The sequence below is a fragment of the Streptococcus fermentans genome (assembly GCF_040888305.1).
GTDB classification, from domain to species: Bacteria; Bacillota; Bacilli; order Lactobacillales; family Streptococcaceae; genus Streptococcus; species Streptococcus fermentans.
In genome coordinates this window covers 113968-136425 of the sequence record NZ_JBFNFG010000006.1, presented here as the reverse complement: position 1 = coordinate 136425, position 22458 = coordinate 113968, and the positions used below count along the sequence as shown (strand labels likewise).

17 protein-coding genes and 1 other RNA gene are annotated in these 22458 nt (G+C 39.9%); 3 read left to right on the top strand and 15 right to left on the bottom strand.

The window, feature by feature from the left end:
- Positions 1-82: 82 nt before the first annotated feature.
- The 12 genes from fni to AB2B50_RS07065 form a co-directional block, all read right to left on the bottom strand.
- The gene (gene fni, locus AB2B50_RS07120; RefSeq protein ID WP_320692758.1) at positions 83-1084 is read right to left on the bottom strand and encodes a type 2 isopentenyl-diphosphate Delta-isomerase; all 1002 of its coding nucleotides are present in this window, start codon (positions 1082-1084) and stop codon (positions 83-85) included.
- Entirely contained in the window at positions 1062-2075 is a 1014-nt protein-coding gene (locus AB2B50_RS07115) for a phosphomevalonate kinase (protein ID WP_320692759.1), read from the bottom strand. Before AB2B50_RS07115 ends, fni begins: the two co-directional genes overlap by 23 nt.
- The gene (gene mvaD, locus AB2B50_RS07110; RefSeq protein WP_049510155.1) at positions 2062-3015 is read right to left on the bottom strand and encodes a diphosphomevalonate decarboxylase; all 954 of its coding nucleotides are present in this window, start codon (positions 3013-3015) and stop codon (positions 2062-2064) included. Before mvaD ends, AB2B50_RS07115 begins: the two co-directional genes overlap by 14 nt.
- Positions 2997-3875 carry a mevalonate kinase gene (mvk, locus tag AB2B50_RS07105; RefSeq protein WP_320692760.1) on the bottom strand — a complete coding sequence of 293 codons (879 nt, stop codon included), beginning with the start codon at positions 3873-3875 and terminating at the stop codon, positions 2997-2999. The genes mvaD and mvk overlap by 19 nt, the downstream gene beginning before the upstream one ends.
- Before the next feature lie 123 nt (positions 3876-3998).
- On the bottom strand, positions 3999-5186 hold the full coding sequence (locus tag AB2B50_RS07100) for an N-acetylmuramoyl-L-alanine amidase family protein (RefSeq protein WP_320692761.1): 1188 nt from the start codon (positions 5184-5186) through the stop codon (positions 3999-4001).
- Between the two features lie 229 nt (positions 5187-5415).
- Positions 5416-6105: a response regulator transcription factor gene (locus AB2B50_RS07095; protein ID WP_075229954.1), complete on the bottom strand. Its 690-nt coding sequence runs from the start codon at positions 6103-6105 to the stop codon at positions 5416-5418.
- Positions 6106-6117: 12 nt separating this feature from the next.
- Complete coding sequence (gene gndA / locus AB2B50_RS07090; protein WP_320692762.1) at positions 6118-7542, bottom strand: NADP-dependent phosphogluconate dehydrogenase; 1425 nt, start codon at positions 7540-7542, stop codon at positions 6118-6120.
- Positions 7543-7618: 76 nt separating this feature from the next.
- The gene (mapZ, locus tag AB2B50_RS07085; protein ID WP_049510164.1) at positions 7619-9082 is read right to left on the bottom strand and encodes a cell division site-positioning protein MapZ; all 1464 of its coding nucleotides are present in this window, start codon (positions 9080-9082) and stop codon (positions 7619-7621) included.
- A gap of 12 nt (positions 9083-9094) precedes the next feature.
- The gene (locus tag AB2B50_RS07080) at positions 9095-10252 is read right to left on the bottom strand and encodes a THUMP domain-containing class I SAM-dependent RNA methyltransferase (RefSeq protein ID WP_320692763.1); all 1158 of its coding nucleotides are present in this window, start codon (positions 10250-10252) and stop codon (positions 9095-9097) included.
- Positions 10253-10334: 82 nt separating this feature from the next.
- Positions 10335-10715: RNase P RNA component class B (gene rnpB, locus AB2B50_RS07075), an RNA gene on the bottom strand.
- A gap of 18 nt (positions 10716-10733) precedes the next feature.
- Positions 10734-11063, bottom strand: a complete 330-nt coding sequence (gene gpsB, locus AB2B50_RS07070; RefSeq protein WP_000146538.1) for a cell division regulator GpsB — start codon at positions 11061-11063, stop codon at positions 10734-10736.
- A 69-nt stretch (positions 11064-11132) separates the two neighbouring features.
- Entirely contained in the window at positions 11133-11660 is a 528-nt protein-coding gene (locus AB2B50_RS07065; RefSeq protein ID WP_320692764.1) for an SLOG family protein, read from the bottom strand.
- Between the two features lie 67 nt (positions 11661-11727).
- Between AB2B50_RS07065 and recU the strand changes: the two genes are divergently transcribed.
- Positions 11728-12324 carry a Holliday junction resolvase RecU gene (gene recU, locus AB2B50_RS07060; protein WP_316108871.1) on the top strand — a complete coding sequence of 199 codons (597 nt, stop codon included), beginning with the start codon at positions 11728-11730 and terminating at the stop codon, positions 12322-12324.
- Complete coding sequence (pbp1a, locus tag AB2B50_RS07055; RefSeq protein WP_320693311.1) at positions 12321-14483, top strand: penicillin-binding protein PBP1A; 2163 nt, start codon at positions 12321-12323, stop codon at positions 14481-14483. Before recU ends, pbp1a begins: the two co-directional genes overlap by 4 nt.
- Before the next feature lie 327 nt (positions 14484-14810).
- Here the strand turns inward: pbp1a and AB2B50_RS07050 are convergent, their stop codons facing one another.
- The gene (locus AB2B50_RS07050; protein WP_320693310.1) at positions 14811-16793 is read right to left on the bottom strand and encodes a peptide ABC transporter substrate-binding protein; all 1983 of its coding nucleotides are present in this window, start codon (positions 16791-16793) and stop codon (positions 14811-14813) included.
- Between the two features lie 222 nt (positions 16794-17015).
- On the opposite strand from AB2B50_RS07050, the gene AB2B50_RS07045 reads away from it, so the two are divergent.
- Positions 17016-17498, top strand: a complete 483-nt coding sequence (locus AB2B50_RS07045) for an S-ribosylhomocysteine lyase (RefSeq protein WP_006151868.1) — start codon at positions 17016-17018, stop codon at positions 17496-17498.
- A gap of 54 nt (positions 17499-17552) precedes the next feature.
- Here AB2B50_RS07045 and AB2B50_RS07040 read toward each other — a convergent pair whose 3' ends face one another.
- A complete protein-coding gene (locus AB2B50_RS07040; protein WP_320692767.1) occupies positions 17553-19655 on the bottom strand; it encodes an ATP-dependent Clp protease ATP-binding subunit in 2103 nt (700 codons plus the stop codon).
- A gap of 404 nt (positions 19656-20059) precedes the next feature.
- Positions 20060-22375: a formate C-acetyltransferase gene (gene pflB / locus AB2B50_RS07035; protein WP_075227578.1), complete on the bottom strand. Its 2316-nt coding sequence runs from the start codon at positions 22373-22375 to the stop codon at positions 20060-20062.
- Between the last annotated feature and the right edge of the window lie 83 nt (positions 22376-22458).

The window sequence follows — 22458 nt, the reverse complement described above, 5'->3', positions numbered from 1 at the left end:
CAGATGTTAGCTTTTATTCAACCCACTACAGTTGACAAAGAGCCGGAATGATAAAGAGACCGGGACCAAAATCCCGACCTCCTTATAGTTGATCTTTTGCTTCTTTTAATTTTCCGTAAAGGAGATAGTCGACCTCTTGCAAATCCTCAATTCTTTTACAATTAAGGGCACACATAATCAAGCGTAGGTCTTCCTTCCAACTCTCAACAATGGAAATAACGACATCCACTGGGTAGTTTTCAACCAACTCTAACATGGTGCGTGAAAGCCCAACTGCCTTTGCTCCAAAGACCAAGCATTTGATGATATCTAGTGGATTGCGAACTCCTCCACTTACCAGAAGGTCCATCTTGTCTTTCCAGTCCTGGGCATTGATAAGAGCCTGCATGGTCGATTGCCCCCAATCATTGAGGTAGTCCCGTTGACCACTACGACGATTTTCGATATAGGCAAAGCTAGTTCCCCCACGACCAGACAAATCAACCGTACGTATCCCCATCTCATATGCCTTAGAAATGGTCTTCACATCCATACCAAAACCGACTTCTTTTAAAACAAGAGGAACTGAGATTTGATCAGCATAATCTTTCAGATTATTTTGCCACAATCTAAATTGACGCTCACCTTCTGGCATAAGTAATTCCTGCATGACATTGACATGAACTTGCAAGAGAAGAGGATTCATTTCTTTCACTGTTTGTAATCCTAGTTCTACAGGTTTATCCAAGCCAATATTTGTTCCAAGAAGGAGGTCAGGATGATTTGACTTCACGGAAAAAGAATCATCTGATGGATCCTTAAGTGCAGCACTGTAAGAACCTGTCACAAATAAAATCCCACAAGCATCTGCCACCTGGGCCAATTTTTGATTAATTTCTCTGCCCTTGTCACTCCCACCTGTCATGGCGTTAATATAAAAAGGAAAATCCCATTTGCGCCCTGCAAATTCTGTCGAAAGATCAATCTCATCTAAGTCATATAAGGGTAGCGAAGAATGAATCAATTCAACTTCATCAAAACTATTATAAGAACTTTTTTGTTCAAGGGCATAGCGGATGTGTTCATCCTTCCGATTTGTCGTCATGTCCTATCCTTTCTTGATACAAGAGCTCAATTCCTAGATCAGCCCAGCGTTTTTTCAGTAATGTGGTCGAATCTTGGTCAAAACTGAGAGCTATCCCACAGTCTCCACCACCAGCACCACTACTTTTTGCGACAGCTATTAAGTCTCTGCTTGCATCTTTTAATTGTCTGAGAGAAGGGGTGTAAATATCTGAACTCAAACCTTCTAAAAGTTGGCTGGCTTGTTCTAACAAGGCAATAATGGTTTCTTCTTGACCTGTCTGCAAAGCCTTTACCAAGTTAGCTACTGTTTCTTTTGAAGCCTGCAAGAAGCTAGCGTTCATATTATTCTTGATTTGCTTGACCATATGACTAGACACAGCTACTTCCTTGGTCCAACCAACCAAAAAATCAAAGTCCAAGGCCGGTTCAACACTCCTAATAGAAAAGCCCCAATCACGTGCTAATACAGTTGGCAAGTCTTCCTTTTCTAGCCATTGTGCCACTTTCTCACGATCAAAAGACTGATAGAGGACCAGGTCTTCTGAAACGATACAGGCGATGTCTCCCATAGAGCCATTATCCCCACGTTTGAGAAGGACTGCACTCGCCAATTTAAATAAGAGGTCTCTTTCAGCTGGTCTTTCATAGAAAGCAAGCATAGCCTTGATGACCAAGACAACTACACTACCACTAGAGCCCAGACCAAACTTCTTGCCCTCACGCTCCATTTTCCCACGAATGTCTATGGAAAAAGGACGCAAGTCAACTCCTTGGGAAGTCAGATATTCCTCCACCAAGGCAACTGTTTCTTGAATCAGGGCATAAGAAGAATCCGATCGCATATCTACACTATAAGTAAACATATCTGAGTAGAGTCGATAAGCATCAGATATTTTAATCTCAGCCGTCATATAGATGGGAATAGCCTTTATTAGCGCCAACTGTCCTGGTTCTAAAATGGCATACTCCCCAGCCCAATAGAGCTTCCCACAAGTTTTAACAATCGTCATCTTGGCTCAAATCCTTTGTTTTTGAAACGATTAAGCGATAGCGTTGACCTAAGAGTTCTGATAGATGTTCCAAGTCTTTTTCTAAACAAAGAACCTTTACATTAGGCCCCGCATCCATGGTAAAGTAGCAAGCTTCTCCTTGTTCTCTAAGCTGACGAACGAAATCCATAGCCTCATAACTCGCATCAGTCAAGTAAGAGAAGGATGGAGTTGCAGTCTTTGTCGTAGCATGCATAGCGAGAGCATTTTTCTCTGTTAATTCTCCAACCTTCTCAAAGTCGTTTTCCTTGAGGTAGACCAGCATATCCTTGTAGTCTTGTTCAGACTGACGAATCCACTCATCAAATGTTGTCGAAGTTTCCACACAGAGTTTCATGCCATCTCGACTAGAGATTGGTTTTTTCTGGTCTTCCAAGACCAGCATAATCATAGCTAGTTTCAAATCAGTTTCGACAGGATAGATTTCTCCACTATCCTTGTCCCAAGCTGCCAAAGGTCCATAAAAACTACGAGATGAAGAACCAGATGCGAACTTAGCTTCCAAAGCTAATTCTTTACAATCTAGCCCTAATTGGAAATAGGCATTGCAGGCTTTGACCAGGGCAGATAAGCCACTGGAACTTGAAGAAAGACCTGCCGCTGTTGGCATATTATTCTTGGTATCGATACGAACAAAACCTGCTCCTTCAGGACGGTAGCGGTCAATGATTTTACTCATTTTGACATGCTCAGCTTCGTTTTGCAACTGACCATTGATGTAAAACTCATCTGTCCTAGCATCTGCTGGCAAAGGTGAAAGTGTCGTCTCCGTATACATATTTTCTAAAGTCAGAGAGATACTGCTAGTTGCAGGAACCATCTCTTTTTCTTTTTTCTTACCCCAATATTTGATAATAGCGATATTGGCATAGGAACGTACTGTTACAGGCTTTCGATCCATGTCTGAACAGCTCCTTTCTCTTCTAATCTCTCTGCGAGTTCTTGTGCTTGACTGACATTAGCAACCAAGGCGATGATGCAGCCTCCTAGACCACCACCACTCATCTTGGCACCTAAAGCGCCATGTTCGAGAGCAGTTTCAACCAAGGCATCTGCCTCAGGGCTACTAACTCCGATTTCTTTTAGATTTCCATGAGCTTTGGTTAGAATTTCTCCCAGCTTCACGGCATCTTTTGTTTTTATCGCTTCTTCTGCTTCTTGGGTCAACTCTCCTAGCGCATGCAAGAATGGTAAGGCATCCTTGCCCTTGCTCTGCACGACTTGGATAGCTTCACGAGTATGTCCATAGACTCCTGTATCTGCAATGACCAGATAAGCTGATAAATCCATGGTTAATTCTTCAAAACCAACATTCTTGATAAAACGAATAGGTTGGTCACTAAGACAGGTCTTGGCATCCAAACCACTAGGATTCATATGGGCAATCATCTCCGCCCGATTGACCAAAATCTCTAACACGTCATGTGGAAGTTCCGCTTGGTAATAATCAAATACCGCTCGAATGGCTGCAATGCTAATGGCTGCTGAAGACCCCATTCCCCGCTTTTCCGGAATAGCCGAGTCAATTTGACAACGGATGCAAGCATCTTTGATATTTAGATACTCGAGAGAAGCATACACAGCCATAGACAAGGTGTCCTCTTCAAAAAGACGCCATGGTGTCGCTGCTGGAACTACCCTACAAGTCACTTCAACCTCTAAAAGAGGCAAAGAAATGGCTGGGTAGCCATAAACCACTGCATGCTCTCCGATTAAGATAATTTTACTATGTGCCTGACCGACACCAACTTCTTTTGTCATTTAATCCTACTATCAGACGAAAACCGTCTTTTTCTAGATAAAATTTTAGAACTTTATTCCTTTCTATTTTATTATATTTTCACAAAAAAAGCGATTGTTTCCTTTCACAATCGCTTGTTTTCATTACTGTACCCACTCGCCATTATAATTAACGTAGTAGCCACCTACTGTAGTATTCACAGCTAAGGCACCTGAACTATAAGCATAGTACCATTTACCATTAGCTTGGAACCAACCTGTCACCATAGCTCCTGATGAACGGAGATAGTACCACTTGTTACCAAGATATTGCCAGCCTGTCTTCATATCACCATTTTCAGCATCTAGATAATACCAAGTTGAGCCTTCCTGATACCAGCCAGTTGCCATAGCTCCTGATGAACGGAGATAGTACCACTTGTTACCAAGATATTGCCAGCCTGTCTTCATATCACCATTTTCAGCATCTAGATAATACCAAGTTGAGCCTTCCTGATACCAGCCAGTTGCCATAGCTCCTGATGAACGGAGATAGTACCACTTGTTACCAAGATATTGCCAGCCTGTCTTCATATCACCATTTTCAGCATCTAGATAATACCAAGTTGAGCCTTCCTGATACCAGCCAGTTGCCATAGCTCCTGATGAACGGAGATAGTACCACTTGTTACCAAGATATTGCCACCCAGTTTGCATAATACCAGTTGTTGGATCTAGATAGTACCAAGTTGAATCATCGTTTATCCAGCCTGCACGTCTTTCACCACCAATATAGTTTTCTCCATTAATTTCCGTTTTAGCTAGATAATACCAATTAGACTGGTCATAAAACCAACCTGTCTCTAAAGAATGATTTTGATTAAAGTAATAGTTCGTGTAAAAACTCTTCTCTTCTTTATCTTCCGGATTTGTACGTTTTTCCCCATACTTTCTTCCAACACTGTCTTTAGTTTTAATCTCTAATGCTTTCCAACCAACAAACTCTTGTAGCACTCCATTTTTATCGAAATAGTACCACTCTGACTTTGGAAAACCTTCTAATCTGATACCATTTGGGTAAGGACCAATTGTACTACCTTTAGATGGAAACGGAATATATTGCCAGCCGACCACCATCTCTCCAGATAAAGGATCAAAATAATAGTACTTACCATCAATCACTCGCCAGTAGGTTTCTTTGAGTTCCCCCTTCTTGTAGTAGGTTCTACCATTTTCTTGGACAAATTGCCAGCCTTCCGAATCAGCATCATCCGCAAATACTGCACTTGTCGCTAGCAAACCAAAGAAAAAGACTGCTAATGCGATTTGCATCATTTTTTTCAAAAATTTCATTCTTTTATCCTCCAAAATGATTATAGCAAATGTCTTTGCTTTCGTCAATATATTAAATTTAAGCCAACAAGAATCTACTCAAAATTTGCTTTGAACTGGCAGATAAGACTAATTAATTTGTTTAAAAATAAACTGATAGACAGCACAGGTTTAGCCTCATGAGATTTTCGATGAAGATGATCGTTTATTTAAAGCTCAAAAAAAGCAGTTACAAAACTGCAACTGCTTTCTATTCCTGCATGGTATAACCAACACCACGCACTGTTTTGATGTAGCTCTTTTGACCTTTGACATCAATCTTGCTCCGTAGATATCGGATATAGACATCTACGATATTGGTCTCTGTAGCACTTTCATACTTCCAGACACTCTCTAGCAATTGTTCACGAGTTAAGACTTTCTTACTGCCCATGAGTGTAGCTAAGAGATCATATTCACGACGAGTGAGAGCAATCATTTCATCACCACGATAGACCGTGTGATTTTCAACATCAATCCTCAAATTTCGGTAGGCCGTTGGCACCTTCATCTGATTACAATGCTGATCAATAAAATCACGTCCACGGAAAATCGCTGAAATTCTCTCAACCAAATTTTCGATAATGACTGGCTTATAGATGTAAGAAACTGCAAACCGCTGAATGACTTCCAGCTCTTCTTGCAAGTCCTCCCAATGATCCAAGATCATGATGACAGAAGCAGGTTTAGTTCGACTCAGCCTTTCAGCAAAGTCCCGAGCCGTCATATCTCCCAGATTAAAGTTCAATAAAATCAAATCATAATCTGTCTGAAGAGCCAGAGAAAGGGCTTTTTGCCCCTCCTCTACTAGATCAACCCGATAGTGCTCTTTCTGGAGTTCCAAACTTAAAAAATGAGCTAGATTTCTTTCTTTTTCAAGCAATAAAATCCGTTTCTCCATAGCTTGGCCTACTTATTTTTCATCGTACCAAGAATAGTGGAAGGTTCCTTCTTTGTCTTTACGTTGGTATGTGTGGGCACCAAAGTAGTCACGTTGTGCTTGGATCAAGTTAGCTGGAAGGTCAGCTGAACGGTAGCTGTCAAAGTAAGTGATAGCTGCTGAGAATGTTGGTACTGGTACACCAGCTTGAACAGCAAGAGCTACGATATCACGAACTGATTGTTGGTACTTAGCAGTTACGTCCAAGAAGTACTCATCCAAAAGAAGGTTAGCAAGATCTGCATCACGGTTGTAAGCATCTGTAATCTTTTGCAAGAAACGTGAACGGATGATACATCCATCACGCCAGATAGAAGCGATATCTGCAAATGGCAAGTTCCAATTGTTTTCTTTAGAAGCTACACGCAATTGCGCAAAACCTTGTGCGTATGAGATGATTTTTGAGAAGTAAAGAGCTTGACGGATTTTTTCAATCAATTCAGCCTTGTCGCCTTCAAATTTGAAAGCGGCTGGTTTTGGAAGCACCTTGCTTGCATGAACACGTTCTTCTTTGTAAGTTGAGATGTAACGGGCAAATACTGACTCAGTGATGAGTGACAATGGCACACCAAGGTCAAGAGCTGATTGACTAGTCCATTTACCAGTTCCTTTGTTTCCTGCAGCATCCAAGATATAGTCTACGATTGGTCCGTCTTGACCTTCGTCATCTTTGCGTCCAAGGATATCAGCTGTGATTTCAATCAAGTAGCTGTCCAATTCACCCTTGTTCCACTCAGTAAAGATTTCAGCCATGTCTTCTGCAGAGAGGCCAAGCAAGTGTTGCATAAGATCGTAGCTTTCTGCGATCAATTGCATATCACCGTACTCGATCCCATTGTGGACCATTTTTACATAGTGACCAGCTCCATCAGGACCGATGTAAGTTACACATGGTTTACCATCTTCTGGAGCTTTTGCAGAGATTTCTTCAAGAACATCTGCTACCAAGTCATAAGCTTCTTTTTGTCCGCCAGGCATGATAGAAGGACCTTCAAGAGCACCTTTTTCACCACCAGAAACACCTGTACCGATAAAGTTGATACCTGAGTTTGCCAATTCTTCATTACGACGGATGGTATCTTTGTAGAAAGTATTCCCTCCATCGATCAAGATATCACCTTTATCCAAGTGTGGAAGAAGGGCTTGAATTGTCGCATCTGTACCAGGTCCTGCTTGTACCATAAGCATGATACGACGTGGTTTTTCAATTGAGTTTACGAAGCTTTCGATATCATAGCTTGGCACGAAGTTTTTATCAGGGTGGCAAGCAATCACATCTTCAGTTTTTTCTTTACTACGGTTATAAATAGCAACTCTATAACCACGAGATTCAATATTAAGGGCAAGGTTACGGCCCATTACGGCCATACCAACAACACCAAAGTTAGCTTTTGTCATGTGACACTCCTCTTGTTTAATATGTTTTATTTTATCATGTTTATCTGTGAAAAGAAAGAATTTTGTAACAATTTGACTAGTAGTCCAAATCATCCGCATGTCCAGAACCATTCCCTACAAAGTAACCTGTCTTACAATTTAGGGTAAAGAGATAGGTACCATCTGGTTTATAAAGATTATAGTAGCCATTACCATTAACAATATTCACAGGTTCCAAAATGTATTGATTACCCGTGATATAGCCTCGCGCACGCGAAGTCTCAAGAATGCGTTCAAGGACACCATCTGCAAAAGTCCAAGCAGGATTACTACTATCACTAACAGCAGCTTGATTATACGGTACTCGACTGACACTTCTTTGTAGGTTCACACCATTGCTTGCTAGTCCACTATTTAGGATATTATTTGCTGAGGCTGTTTCACCCGCTGAAGTTGATGCATTAGCAGAGCTGCTAGCATTGCCTTCAGTTGCTGAGCTTGACTCTGTTTGGCTTGATGAACTTGACTGACTACTGCTTGAGCTTGTAGAACTTGAAAGTTGACTCTTACCGAGACTAATAGCCTTATCTAGCAGTTTATCAATTTCTGTATTCCCAGTCTTGACTTCGGTAAATTTAGCATCTGCCTTTACTTTAGCATTTGTATCTAGAACACCATCTGTAATAGCTGACGTTTCAAATTGAGCATTAACGTCTTGAATTGCCTTGATTTGTGTTTCAAGACTATCGTATTTTGATTTAGCAAGAGTATGCTCTCTAGCTCCCTCAAGTTTATCTAAAAGTTCTTTGAGCTGATTCAATTGACTAAACTGACTATTTTTTAGGGCAGTTTTATTCTCATCAGTATAAAAAGTGTCATAGAGACTGTTAAATTGATCGAGTATTGCTTGATTGCTCACTAAACCTGCATCAGATGACTGAGACTGAATTTCTTGGGAAGAACGCGTAATTTGACGATAAACGTAGTAGCTACCCCCAATAATCAAGACAATAATCGCTAAAAGAGCTGACAAGATGATCCACAGTTTTTTGCGTCGTGGCTCATCCTCTTCTTGAAGAGAGCGAGCTAGAATTGGGGTTTCTTCTTGTGAAGTTTCCTCATTATCTACCTGTTCTGGTTCAAATACTTCCTCTACAAGATTTTTGTCCATAACTAAAGTTTCTTCTAGTGGCGAAAGGAGAACTTCTTCAGTTGCTACTCCCTCTTCTTCAGCAAACTTTTCTGATTCAGAGACTTCTTCTACTGGTTCCACCTCTTCTTCAATCGTTTCTTTAGCATCTTGGATCAAATCATCTAGACTCTGAAGTTCATCTTTCTTCGCCTGAATGTTTGTAAATTTATCAGCTTCGATTTCTTCACGGTGTTGTTTAATGTATTTGTCCAAAATCGTATCATCAGGAGTTACTCCTGCTTCGATTTCTTCATTTTTTCGAATAACTTGTCCAACTGTTAGATCCTTAGCTTCCTTAAAGTCAAACTGAGGTTCTTGGGAGATTTTCTCCGGTTCTAACAATTCTTCTTTTTTATCCTTCTGATCCATGGCAGCTCCTTTCTAATCTGTCAAATTTCTTTTGACACGTTGACCAAAATATTGATACAAATCAACTTTCAAAGTACCATTATAGAGTTTTCGTTTTTTATCCGCCTGACTACCATATTTGCTTTCAAAGGCTTCATCACTTGTCAGAATAAACTTACTCCAAGTCTTGAGCGGCTCAAAAACCTCACCCATTTCAGCATAAAGTTTAGTTACTCCTGCATCATCTGATAGACGTTCCCCATAAGGTGGGTTAGAAATAATAACTCCATTAATCTTATCCGTACGCAAATCCTGTACGCGCATCTGTTTAAAGAGAATATCTCCAGATACTCCTGCTTCCTGGGCATTGGCCTTGGCAATTTCTACCATACGACCATCGATATCACAACCCATAATATCCAGTTCAATCTCTCGATCTATCTGCTTGCTTGCCTCAGTTCTGACTTCTTGAATCAAGCGGTCACTAACCCAGTTCCACTCTTCAAAAGCAAATGAACGACGCAAACCTGGTGCCATCTTGCGCGCAATCATAGCCGCCTCAATACAGAATGTTCCCGAACCACAGGTTGGATCAATCAAAGGCTTATCAGGGTACCAGTTAGAAAGTTGCAAAATCGCAGCTGCCATATTTTCTTTGATCGGAGCTCCACCTTTTTCAGTACGGTAACCACGTTTAAAGAGACTTGAACCAGTTGTATCAATCATAACAGTCGCTATATCTTTCAAAATGGAAACTTCAATCTTGAACTCTGGACCATTCTCCATCAGGGGAACACCTTCTGGCCGTGCATAGTGTTTTTGTAGTTTCTTAACGACTGCCTTCTTAGAAATCGCCTGCACACTTGGCTCATTGTGTAATTTTGACTTGACACACTTAGCCTTGGCAATTGGGAAACGTGCTCCAAGTGGGAGATAGTTCTCCCAATCTAGAGCAAAAACACCTTGGAAGAGTTCTTCAAATGTTTTTGCAGGAAAAGTTCCCACAACGATTTTGATTCTATCCGCAGCTCTTAGCCACAGGTTGGTTTGGATAATCGCTTTAACATCACCTTGAAAACGAACACGCCCATTTTCAACTTGACAATCATAACCCAAATCTCTCACTTCACGTCCAACTACAGCTTCCAAACCCGCAGCAGCAGTCGCAATTAAATTAAATGTTGTTTTCATTTCAGTCTTTTATAGACCTTTCTTTATGCACTTTAAAAAATGAGGTTGAGAAATATATCTCAGCCCCAACCTATATGCAATTTTCTATAAGCCATGTTTTGTTCCAGAAGTGACTAGGACCACTTCCTTCGATAATCATCTGTCTACCACTAGCAGCTCTAGCTGCTAGCAGTCAGAGTACTACGTTCGTTTCCGCGCACTCCATGCCCCGACCAAAATTTGGGTTGCTAGCTTGAGGGGTTTACCGCGTTCCACTCTCTCTGTTTCCAGAGAGACTCCGTCACTGTGGCACTTTCAAGTCTACTCTGACATATCCTAAGACTTAGCCATTTCAACTGCCGTAACGATTTCTCGTCCCTAGGCTTATGGTTTCGCCTAGCACAAACACTACAGGCATCACAGCCTGTGCTAGCATGGACTTTCCTCATGAAAAGAAACTCTCTTCACGCGATTATCCAAAAATTGCACAACAGAAGTATTCTTAGAAATCAGAATTATCCATGATTTGTTTGCCAAATACTTCTTTTTCAAGACGATTCAAACGTTTCAAAATATCAAAGTTTGTCATAGAAGTTGTACTTCCAAGCTCTGCTGGTTCAGAAGCTACTGGAGTCACTTGAGGTTTTTTCGCCAATTCCTCTTTCAACTCTGCAATTTCTAAACGGAGTGACTTTACTAACGCCGCATAAGTTTCATAATCCTTGATGACATCATCCAAGAATTCATCAACCTCTGCTTTACTATATCCACGTACTTCTCTTCCAAAATCCTGCTCAAAAATATCTTTTGCTGTAAAAATAATACTTGCCATGTCTCTCTCCATTCTCAGTTGCTAGTATTATTATATAAAAAAAGGCAAACAAAAAGCAAGGTCAAAGGTTCAATTTTCGGAAAAATTTTCAGCTACTTCGTTCAATTCCTCAAATGTTAATCTTTTTGTAATATAGTTGTCTTTCTTTTTCATCAGTTCGTAAAAATACTTCAGTTTTGTTTCATTTTCTTCATCATAAAAAAGATAGGCACCATCTGTATTTTCAAGTAAGAAAAGTTGATAGTCTCGTAATTGACCCTTGTGTTCATAGTTCGGATAGGCGTATTTTACAAAATCAACTTGTTTAAATTCACTAAGTTTAATCTGATTTCCCTCATTCCAGTTTTCCCCATGAGTCTCAAAATCAAAGATAGTTGCAAGTTGGAAACCAAAGTCATCTTTCATATCTCTGGCCACCTCTAAAACCCAGTGTTCAAATCCCAGAGTTCCCGTAAATACCAACCATTTCAATCCTTCGTCAGCCATTTTTTCCAAATCTCTACGAATGGCTTTTTTAATAATTTTTAAACGAATATCTTTGTCATTAAACAATCCTAAATCAAAGCTAGAATAGCCTAAAACCAAGGCAGTATGCATTTTTTCACCCTTTCTGTTCACTTTTATGGTATAATAGAGTGATGTTATTGTACCAATAAGGAGAATTATGGTCAACTATCCTCATAAACTTCCATCGAAAAAAAAACAACAAGTCACCTCACAAACTAAAAATTTCGCAAATCGTGGGATGACCTTTGAGAAGATGATCAATGCTACAAACGAGTATTATCTGACACACGGTTTAGCTGTTATCCACAAGAAACCAACTCCTGTTCAGATTGTCCGCGTAGACTATCCTCAACGTAGTCGGGCTAAGATTGTTGAAGCTTATTTTAGACAAGCATCAACTACCGATTATTCTGGAGTTTATGAAGGGTTTTACATCGATTTCGAAGCCAAGGAAACCAAGCAAAAACATGCTATTCCGATGAAGAACTTCCATCCTCATCAGATTCGGCATATGGAACAAGTCCTTGAACAAAAAGGGATTTGCTTTGTCCTTCTTCATTTTTCTTCTTATCAAGAAACGTATTTATTGCCGGCACTTGACCTCATCCGTTTTTATCATCAGGATATGGGTAAAAAGTCAATGCCGCTTGACTATATCAAAGAATTCGGTTATGTGATTGAGCAGTCTGCCTTTCCACAAATTCCTTACCTTGAGACAGTCAAACAACATTTACTAGGTGGTAAAACAATATGAACAAACAAACTATCTTACGCATCGCTAAATACCTCGGCATTGGTGTGATTAGCTTATTTATCGCAGCTTTCCTGCTTGGTGGCGGTGTCTTTCTTTACTATGCAAACAAGGCTCCTGAACTTTCCGAGAGTAAACTTGTTGCAACTACATCAAGTAAAATTTATGATAGCAAAAATGAACTAATCGCAGATTTGGGTGCTGAACGTCGTGTCAATGCTCAAAGTAGTGACATTCCTACTGATCTTGTCAATGCGATTGTCTCTATCGAAGATCACCGTTTCTTTAACCACAGAGGAATTGATAGCATTCGTATAGCAGGAGCATTCCTTCGTAACCTTCGAAGCAATAGTGGTCTTCAAGGTGGATCAACTTTGACTCAGCAGTTAATTAAATTAACTTACTTTTCAACATCGACAGCTGATCAAACCCTATCCCGTAAAGTTCAAGAAGCTTGGTTAGCTATCCAACTAGAGCGAACTGCAACTAAGCAAGAAATATTGACCTATTACGTCAATAAGGTTTACATGTCAAATGGTAACTATGGTATGCAGACAGCTGCGGAAAACTATTATGGTAAGGACCTCAAAGACTTATCCATTCCTCAGCTAGCACTCTTAGCAGGTATGCCACAGGCTCCAAACCAATACGATCCTTATTCTCATCCTGAAGCTGCCCTTGAAAGACGAAACCTTGTTTTGTCAGAAATGCAAAGGCAAGGATACCTTACAGCCGAACAATATGAAACAGCCATCAATACTCCAATCACAGATGGACTTCAAAGTCTAAAATCTATTAATAGCTATCCACAGTACATGGATAACTATCTTAAAGAGGTTATTGACCAAGTAGAACAAGAGACAGGTTATAATCTATTAACAACAGGTATGGAAGTCTATACCAACGTCGACCAAGAGGTACAAAAACACCTTTGGGACGTCTATAACACTGATCAATACGTAAACTATCCTGATGATGATATCCAAGCAGCTTCTACTATCGTTGATGTATCAAATGGTAAAGTTATTGCCCAACTCGGATCTCGTCACCAAGCTAGCAATGTATCCTTTGGTACTAACCAAGCAGTGGAAACAAACCGTGACTGGGGTTCTAGCATGAAACCAATCACGGACTACGCTCCCGCACTAGAGTATGATATCTATGATTCAACTGCTTATATGCTTAAAGATGTTCCCTACAACTATCCTGGTACTAACACTCCTCTTTACAACTGGGATAGAGGCTATTTGGGCAATATCACCCTACAAACAGCTATCCAACAATCACGGAACGTACCAGCAGTTGAAACTCTTGATAAAGTTGGATTAGATAAAGCAAAATCTTTCTTAAGCGGTCTTGGAATCGATTATCCAACGATGGTCTATGCTAATGCTATTTCAAGTAATACAACTGAATCAAATAGAAAATACGGTGCAAGCAGCGAAAAAATGGCTGCCGCCTATGCTGCTTTTGCTAACGGTGGTATCTATTATAAACCAATGTACATCAATAAAATTGTCTTCAGTGACGGTAGTTCAAAAGAGTTTTCTGATCAAGGTACTCGTGCTATGAAAGAAACAACCGCCTATATGATGACAGAAATGATGAAAACAGTATTATACTCTGGTACAGGTCGAGACGCTTATATTTCATGGCTTCCACAAGCAGGTAAAACTGGTACATCAAACTACACTGATGAAGAGATTGAAAACCACATTAAAACAAGTCAATTTGTTGCTCCAGATGAAATGTTTGTTGGTTATACCCGTAAATATTCAATGGCGGTCTGGACTGGTTACTCAAACCGTCTTACTCCAATCGTTGGTGATGGCTTTACTGTTGCCACTAGTATCTATCGTTCTATGATGCAGTATCTAGCAGAGGACGATCACCCTGGTGATTGGACAATGCCAGAAGGACTTCATAGAAGTGGTGATTATATCTTCAAGAATGGGGCACGTAGCAACTGGATTCCACAGTCAACTCAAGAAAGTTCGACAACAGAGAGCTCTAGCTCAAGTTCAACTTCAACAACTGAAAGTGAAAGCTCTTCAAACGAAACTACGAATGGCACTACTAATCCAAATGCAACGCAACCAAACTCATCTGCAAATTCTCAACAACAAAACCAACCCCAACAAAATCCACGAAGACAGCAATAAAATATAGAAAAAACTGAGAATAACACCTCAGTTTTTTTCTATATAGTTTATATCAAACTTTTTAAAAATATGTAGAGAAACAACTGAACAGGTTAAATACCTCAATCGCAACCTTATCCCAAACACATAATAAATAGTCGGGAAAACTGTTTAATATTATAGATAAAAGATACCTTATTTTTATGTAGTTTATCTATGAACAGGGGCGTGACTTAGAAAGTCTAATCTACTACTTCAATGCAGGGATTAAACCAATAATCAACATGCTAAACTAGAGTCTCAGGAAGGGTATCAAAAGGCCAGACTTTTTGTCCGGCCTCTTTTTTATTATTTCACATGATTTGCAAGGTCTTCTTGCGCTTTTTTATTAGATTCTTCTTTTTCTTTCTTCCATTTATCTTGAGCTTTTTGATATTCATCAGCAGTTACTGGCTTATCTTGAAGTTCAAGGTATTTGTACAAGAGTGCTTCACTTGTTCCCTTGTTACCTGAGTAAGCAAATGGAAGTGTGAATGGCACCATCTTAGACAACATTGGACGTCCAGTTTGAGAAGTTGTTGGAATAATCAAAGCGCTATCTGTCAACCAAGCTTGGGCAGCGGCATATTTATCATAACGTTTTGAAACATCTGTGACTTCATTGTCAGCTTCAACAACCATCTTTTCGTAATCTTCCAAACCAACTTGTTTGGCAGCGGCGTTGTTTGTACCAGAATCAAATCCTAGATAAGTCTTAGTATTTTCACCTACAGACGGTTTGATGATATCAAGGTAAGTAGATGGGTCAATGTAGTCTGGAGACCATCCAACGTTATCTGAGAGATCCCAATCTTCTCCAGCAGCTGTTTCAGCAAAGTAAGTAACATTGAGGACTTCATCTTTTTGAAGTTGTTGAATGTCAATGACAACATTGTCAGTTCCTAACGTTGCTTCAAGTGATTGTTTCAATGATTGAACACGTTGAACTTTTGTAGTATTAGTTTGGTCAACTGGCATATCCAAGTGGATTGGGAATTGAACACCCTCTGCTTGGAGAGCTGTCTTAGCCTTAGCAAATTCTGCTTTCGCTTTTTCAGGATTGTAAAGACCATCTTGAGCGTCATCTAGATTGACATCTTTCCACTCATCACCATAGGTCACCAATTTTTCTTTAACTAATTCACCAAAGTTTTTACCATCTGCTTGAACAAATGTTGGTGGTACGAACAAGTTACGAAGGAGTTTTGTTGCTCCGCTTTCTCCATTAACTTGAGAAGCATAAGCTGTTCTATCAAAACCAAAGGCGATGGCTTGACGGAAGTCTTTGTTAAGAAGAGCTTTCTTAGTTGAAGTCTTTTGCTCGTCTGTAGTCTTAGAAGTATATTTGTAAGACTGACGGTCAATATTTGTACCAACTAAGAAGGTTGAAGAATCTTGTGGTGTATAAACGATATTGTCTTTAAACTCTTTTTCAAGTTCAGAGTAGCTTCCACTTGTTGGGAAGAGACGAGCCATTGAGAAACCACCATCTTTAAAAGTTTCTGCAAGTTTGTTATTGTCTTGACCATCCCAGAATGAAAGTTTTACTTTATCAATATGAACATTGTCCTTATCCCAGTAGTTTGGATTCTTTTCAAATTCTACTGAAGATTTTGCTACCAATGATTTCAACAAGAAAGGACCATTATAAAGGATGCTGCTTGGATCTGTTGCTTTAGCAAAGTCACTTCCTTTAGAAGTAAGGAATTCTTCATTGACTGGTGCAAGAATTCCCATGGTTGTCTTAGAGTTCCAGAAGCTTTCTGGTTTGTTCAAAGTGTATTGAACTGTTTGATCATCTACAGCCTTAATTCCAACTTCTGAGAAATCTTTAACTTCACCTTTTACATAAGCATCCAAACCTTTAATAGATTCTTGAACAAGATAAAGGGCTTCTGACTTATTGTCAGCCGCATACTTAAGACCTGTTACAAAGTCTTGCGCTTTAACTGGTGCATACTCTTCGCCTTCAGAAGTGTACCACTTAGCATCTTTACGGATTGTGTAAGTGTAAGTCAACCCGTCTTTAGACACTGACCAATCTTCTGCCAAAGATGGCAAGAAGTTACCGTAGCGGTCATTCTCCATCAAACCATCAACGACATTACTTGTGATATTAGCAACCGCAGCCTTACCTGTTGTCAGATAGTTGAGGCTGTCTGGATCTGTTTCATAAACGTAAGAAAAAGTTTTCTCACCTTTTGCACTAGAGCCTGAACCTGAACAAGCTGCCAAAACACCTGACGCTAACAGAGTCACTCCTGCTAGGGCCATTACTTTTGAAAATTTCATAATAAACTCCTTTTGACTTTTTATACATTATAGTCCCTTTTCAGCCATGTGTCAATACAATTTTCAGAATTTTTCCAATTGAATTGAAAACAATTGCCATTTTAAAATTATTTTTTACAGTCAGACTCTTTTATGGCATTCATATTTGAAAAATCTCTTTATTAGCAGTTTTCAAGTAAATCTTTATGATATAATGAAAGGAGAAAGTTGAAAGGAAATGCCATGTCAAAAGAAGTTATTGTTGAAAGTTTTGAACTTGATCACACCATTGTCAAAGCACCTTATGTCCGTTTAATTGGGGAAGAAACAGGTCCTAAGGGAGATATTATTTCTAACTTTGATATTCGCTTGGTTCAACCAAATGAAGACTCTATCCCTACTGCTGGCCTCCATACTATTGAGCATCTATTGGCTAAGCTCATCCGTACTCGCATCGACGGGATGATTGATTGTTCACCATTTGGTTGTCGTACAGGTTTCCATATGATTATGTGGGGACGTCATACTAGTGCAGAAATCGCTGCTGTCATCAAGGATTCACTAAAGGAAATCGCAGAAACAACAACTTGGGAAGATGTCCCAGGAACTACCATTGAATCTTGCGGGAACTACAAGGACCACAGCCTATTTTCAGCTAAGGAATGGGCTAAATTGATTCTCCAACAAGGAATCTCTGATGATGCCTTTGAACGCCATGTCATTTAACACAAAAGAACCAGTTTTTTCAACTGGTCCTTTTTTTATTTTCAAAATCTTGATTTAGGCTTTTTCACGAATGACCAAAACACCATCTTCCATGTCAGCTTCTAGATGCTTAGCATCAAGATTATCCAAGTGGAAGTCTGTGACTTTGTCACGGATTTGTTGTTCAACCACACGACGGAGTGGACGAACACCCATGACTTCATCGTAGCCTTCTTCAGTCATGTATTCTTTAGCAGCTTCGCTCACTGCCAAGTCGATCTCTTTCTTAGAAAGCGTCTTGTTCACTTCTACTAACATCAAGTCAACAATCTTAGAAAGGTCTTCCTTGCTCAAGTGTGAGAATTCGATGACAGCATTAAAACGGTTAAGGAATTCTGGACGGAAGTAAGGTTTCAAACGATCCATAAGTTCTGGTTTATCAGCATCTTCTGTCAAGTTAGCTTCGTAACCAAAGCCTGCGTTTGAAGTGGCGATAATCACCGTATTCTTGAAGTTGACAGTATTACCTTGACCGTCTGTCAAACGACCATCATCCAAGACTTGAAGAAGAAGAGTAATCACTTGAGGATCTGCCTTTTCAATTTCATCAAGAAGGACGATTGAGTATGGATTCCGACGAACACGTTCAGTCAAAGTATTGTTGTTGTCGTCGTAACCAACATAACCAGCTGTTGTACCAATCAATTTAGATACGGCTGTACGATCGCTGTATTCTGACATATCCAAACGGATGATAGCATCCTTAGTTCCGAACATATCAAGAGCCAATTGTTTAGCCAACTCAGTCTTCCCAACACCAGTAGGACCTACAAAGAGGAAGCTACCGATTGGACGGTTACCTTCGTCAAATCCTGCACGGTTACGACGAATGGCACGTGCTACTGCTTCAACAGCCTTATCTTGACCGATAACCTTAGTTTGCAAACGGTGACCCATATCTTTCAAACGTTCGATATCAGTAGCACCCATTTGTGAAACAGGAATACCTGTCATACGTTCTACAGACTCAGCTACGTCATTAACAGTCGCTGTAACCTTGTGATCTTCTGTATGGTTGGCAATTTTCTTTTCAAGTTCTTCAATACGAATTTTTGCATTTAATGCCGCTTCATAATCCTCTTTAGCAGCTGCAGCTTCTTGTTTAGCTTTTTCTTCTTCAATTTCATGCTCTACAGCATGTACATCTGTCACTGGGTGTTGTGCTGCCAAGTGAGCAGCTGTTACATCGACTAGGTCAATAGCCTTATCTGGCAAGCTACGTTGAGGAATATATTGTACTGAGTAATCAACAGCAGCTTTCAGCACTTCATCTGGCAAGATAACATTATGGTGTTGTTGATATAGATCACGGATACCTTGGAGAATCTTGAAGGTATCTTCAGCAGATGGAGCATTGACCTTCACTTCATTGAAACGACGAGCAAGGGCAGCATTTTTCAAAATAGTGTTGCGGTATTCGTCTTGAGTTGTTGCACCAATCACTGTCAATTCACCACGTGAAAGAGCTGGTTTCAAGATATCAGCAAGACCTTTAGATCCTTGACCATCACCTGTGCTACCTGCACCCAGGATTTGATGGATTTCATCGAAGAAGAGGATAACATTTCCAGCTTCTTTGACTTCGTTTACCAAATTTTGAATATTTTCTTCAAAGCTACCACGATATTGAGTACCAGCTTCAAGACCTGAAATATCAATAGAGATAATTTCTTTATTCTTGATTGCTGCTGGAACATCACCATTCACGATAGCTTGAGCCAAACCTTCAACTACAGCTGTTTTACCGACACCAGCATCACCTACAAGGACTGGGTTGTTCTTAGTACGACGAGAAAGAATTTCAGATGTTTCTTGAATTTCCTTATTACGTCCAATCACTGGGTCCAACTTTCCTTCACGAGCTTCAGCTGTTAAGTTACGTCCAAGTTTTGCAAGAATACCATCTTGTTTCATAGCATTACCTTGAACATACTGTGCTTGGTCACTTCCTTCATTTGGAAGTTGACCTGTTTGACGGTAAATAGCGAACTCTTCAGGTGTTACTTCGCGACCGTTAATCAAGTAACGACGATTTTCAGAACTATATCCACGCATACCGCCCATCAATTGGTTAAATAAATCATCCATGTTGTTAAAGTTATTAAAGTTGTTATTCATATTTCATACCTCGTTTGTTTTCAAATTTACTTAGTCAAACCGTTTTGACTTTCTCTGACCTTTGTTTTAAAAAATTTAGACTAGCTATTTGCTACTCTACGTATAATTTCAGGTTTTTCTTTATCCAATACAGGTTTTGTAATTGGACTTCTAAAAATACTAATGTTCATCATAGGTTGTACCTCTTTTCTAGGTTTTACCCATACTTTGATCTTAAGATAACATAAACAATCACCTTAAAATCAAGGTTTTCTAAGGATTTCCTAATCCTTATGTTCTTAGTATATCACTTTGGTCAGTAATAGTCAAGAACTTTGACCAAATTTGACTAATTTTTTAAAAAAAATTTTTATAACAAAAAAACCAGTCAGAGTGACTGGTTTTTGATTTACTATTTATGAATCTTAGCTCAATGCATCATCCATTGAAAGAACTTCGTGGAAGACACGTTGTGTCAATTCAGTTTTTTGTTCTGGAGTGAGGTACTTAGTATTTACACAGTATCCTGAGATACGTACGATTACGTCTTCACCTGACATGATCTTTTCATAAACATCATTCAAGTCCATAACGTTCAAGTTAACGTGTTGTCCACCGTTTTCGAAGTAACCATCAAGGATTGTTACCAAGTTATCAACTTGTTCGTCACGAGTTTTACCAAGAGCGCGAGGTGATACTTGAGTTGTCAATGAGATACCATCAGCTGCATAACCAAAGTCAAGGCTAGCAAGTGAGTTCAAGTTTTGCAACCATCCACCTTTAGCTTTGTTAGATGGGTTAGCACCTGGTGAGAAGAATTCAAGTTTAGACAAGTTCACAGAACCATCTTCGTTGAGGTATACACCTTTGTGGACTGGAGAGTTACCAGTTTGTTTAGAGTAAGCAACGTTAGATGTGATTGTCAAAAGTGATACAGTAGCTTCTGCGTCTTTGTAAAGTTTGTGGCTACGTAGACGAGTTGTGTAAGCTTCGATCAACCATTCTGCCAATTCGTTTGAACGTGGGTCATCTTCACCCCAACGTGGGTATTCACCGATTGTTTCGTAATCGTAGATGTAGCCATTTTCGTCACGGATTGGTTTAACTGTAGCGTACTTGATAGCTGACAATGTATCAACAGTGTTTGCGAAACCACAGATACCGAATCCCATGTTAGCACGTTGTTTAGTTGGCAAGAAGGCCATTTGAACAGCTTCGTAGTTGTACTTATCAGTCATGTAGTGGATGATGTTCAAAGCATCTACGTAAGTGTCAGTCAACCAGTCAAGAGATTTTTCAAAGTTAGCTTTAACTGATTCAAATTCAAGAACTTCGTCACGGATTGGGTCGATGTCAAATACTTTGTAGTCTTTATGAACATCGTCGTAACCACCGTTCAAACCAGTAAGAAGAGCTTTAAGAACGTTAACGCGAGCACCGAAGTACTGGATGTTGTGACGTTGTTCTTCGTTTTCTGGGTCAAGTGGAGACACACAACATGAGATACAGCTCATTTCACCGTATCCATCTTTAGCCATTGTTGTAACACCTTCGTATTGGATTGAAGAATGTTTGTGGCTCATGTGCATACAGTAGCGACGGAAGTTGTATGGTAATTTGTCAGTCCAAAGAACTGTCAAGTTTGGTTCTGGAGAGTTACCGATGTTGTCAAGAGTGTTCAAGAAACGGTAGTCCATCTTAGTAACACGGTGACGACCGTCGTTACCCATACCAGCCATAGATGTTGTGATGAAGGTTGGGTCACCTGAGTACAATTGGTCGTAAGCTTTTGTACGAGCAAATTTAACTGTACGAAGTTTCATAACGAAATCATCAACAAATTCTTGGATTTCTGATTCAGTAAATGTACCACGAGCAAGGTCACGTTCTGCAAAGATATCCAATACGATTGGCACACGTCCTAGAGATGTTGCTGCACCGTTGATAACACGGCAGACAGCCATGAAGGCGATGTTGACCCATTGGATAGCTTCTTTAACGTTCATCGCTGGTTTACGAACATCAACTCCGTAAAGGTCACCCAAGCGTACAACTTGTTGCAATGCTTGGTATTGAAGGTTTACTTCTTCACGAAGGCGGATTGTTTCTTCATCGATTTCTTTGATTGCATTCCAGTCGTTGACTTTTTCTTGCATCAAGTAGTCTGCTCCGTAAAGAGCAAGACGTGCGTAAACACCGATGATACGTCCACGTGAGTAGGCATCTGGAAGACCAGTTACAGTGTGAGCGTGACGAGCACGACGAATGTTTGAAGTGTAGGCACGGAAGATACCGTCGTTAACTGTTGTTACATATTTAGTGAAGATTTCGTGAACAGCTGGATCTGGTTCGTATCCATTTTCTTTCAAAGTTGTTTCAGCCATACGGATACCACCTTTTGGCATGAAGTTCAATTTGAAGAGTTCATCATTTTGGATACCAAAGATCACTTCGTTTTCTTTGTCGATAAATCCAGCAGGAATATCAGCAATAGAAGTTGGACGAGTGTCCATTGGGAAACGAGTTTCTTCGTAGTGTGCTTTAGTTTCTTCTACAATTTTTTTGATGTGAAGTGAACGTTCTGTTGGTCCTGCAAGGAAGCTTTCGTCTCCATCGTAAGGTGTGTAGTTAGCTTGTACAAAGCGTGATACACTTGCTTTTTCTTTCCAGTCAACACCTTTAAAGCCTTCCCAGGCTTTGTCAAAAATATCTTGTGCTTCAACAACTGTCTTAACAACCATGTTAATTCCTCTTTTTTCTTTCTAGTAACAGTCATCTGTTACATTCATGTATCCAGTATACCACACAGTAAACGATTTCAACA

Bases quoted from the DNA above. Each gene is read 5' to 3' on its own strand.
- fni (WP_320692758.1), bottom strand. From the start codon at position 1,084: ATGACGACAAATCGGAAGGATGAACACATCCGCTATGCCCTTGAACAA.
- AB2B50_RS07115 (WP_320692759.1), bottom strand. From the start codon at position 2,075: ATGACGATTGTTAAAACTTGTGGGAAGCTCTATTGGGCTGGGGAGTAT.
- mvaD (WP_049510155.1), bottom strand. From the start codon at position 3,015: ATGGATCGAAAGCCTGTAACAGTACGTTCCTATGCCAATATCGCTATT.
- mvk (WP_320692760.1), bottom strand. From the start codon at position 3,875: ATGACAAAAGAAGTTGGTGTCGGTCAGGCACATAGTAAAATTATCTTA.
- AB2B50_RS07100 (WP_320692761.1), bottom strand. From the start codon at position 5,186: ATGAAATTTTTGAAAAAAATGATGCAAATCGCATTAGCAGTCTTTTTC.
- AB2B50_RS07095 (WP_075229954.1), bottom strand. From the start codon at position 6,105: ATGGAGAAACGGATTTTATTGCTTGAAAAAGAAAGAAATCTAGCTCAT.
- gndA (WP_320692762.1), bottom strand. From the start codon at position 7,542: ATGACAAAAGCTAACTTTGGTGTTGTTGGTATGGCCGTAATGGGCCGT.
- mapZ (WP_049510164.1), bottom strand. From the start codon at position 9,082: ATGGATCAGAAGGATAAAAAAGAAGAATTGTTAGAACCGGAGAAAATC.
- AB2B50_RS07080 (WP_320692763.1), bottom strand. From the start codon at position 10,252: ATGAAAACAACATTTAATTTAATTGCGACTGCTGCTGCGGGTTTGGAA.
- gpsB (WP_000146538.1), bottom strand. From the start codon at position 11,063: ATGGCAAGTATTATTTTTACAGCAAAAGATATTTTTGAGCAGGATTTT.
- AB2B50_RS07065 (WP_320692764.1), bottom strand. From the start codon at position 11,660: ATGCATACTGCCTTGGTTTTAGGCTATTCTAGCTTTGATTTAGGATTG.
- recU (WP_316108871.1), top strand. From the start codon at position 11,728: ATGGTCAACTATCCTCATAAACTTCCATCGAAAAAAAAACAACAAGTC.
- pbp1a (WP_320693311.1), top strand. From the start codon at position 12,321: ATGAACAAACAAACTATCTTACGCATCGCTAAATACCTCGGCATTGGT.
- AB2B50_RS07050 (WP_320693310.1), bottom strand. From the start codon at position 16,793: ATGAAATTTTCAAAAGTAATGGCCCTAGCAGGAGTGACTCTGTTAGCG.
- AB2B50_RS07045 (WP_006151868.1), top strand. From the start codon at position 17,016: ATGTCAAAAGAAGTTATTGTTGAAAGTTTTGAACTTGATCACACCATT.
- AB2B50_RS07040 (WP_320692767.1), bottom strand. From the start codon at position 19,655: ATGAATAACAACTTTAATAACTTTAACAACATGGATGATTTATTTAAC.
- pflB (WP_075227578.1), bottom strand. From the start codon at position 22,375: ATGGTTGTTAAGACAGTTGTTGAAGCACAAGATATTTTTGACAAAGCC.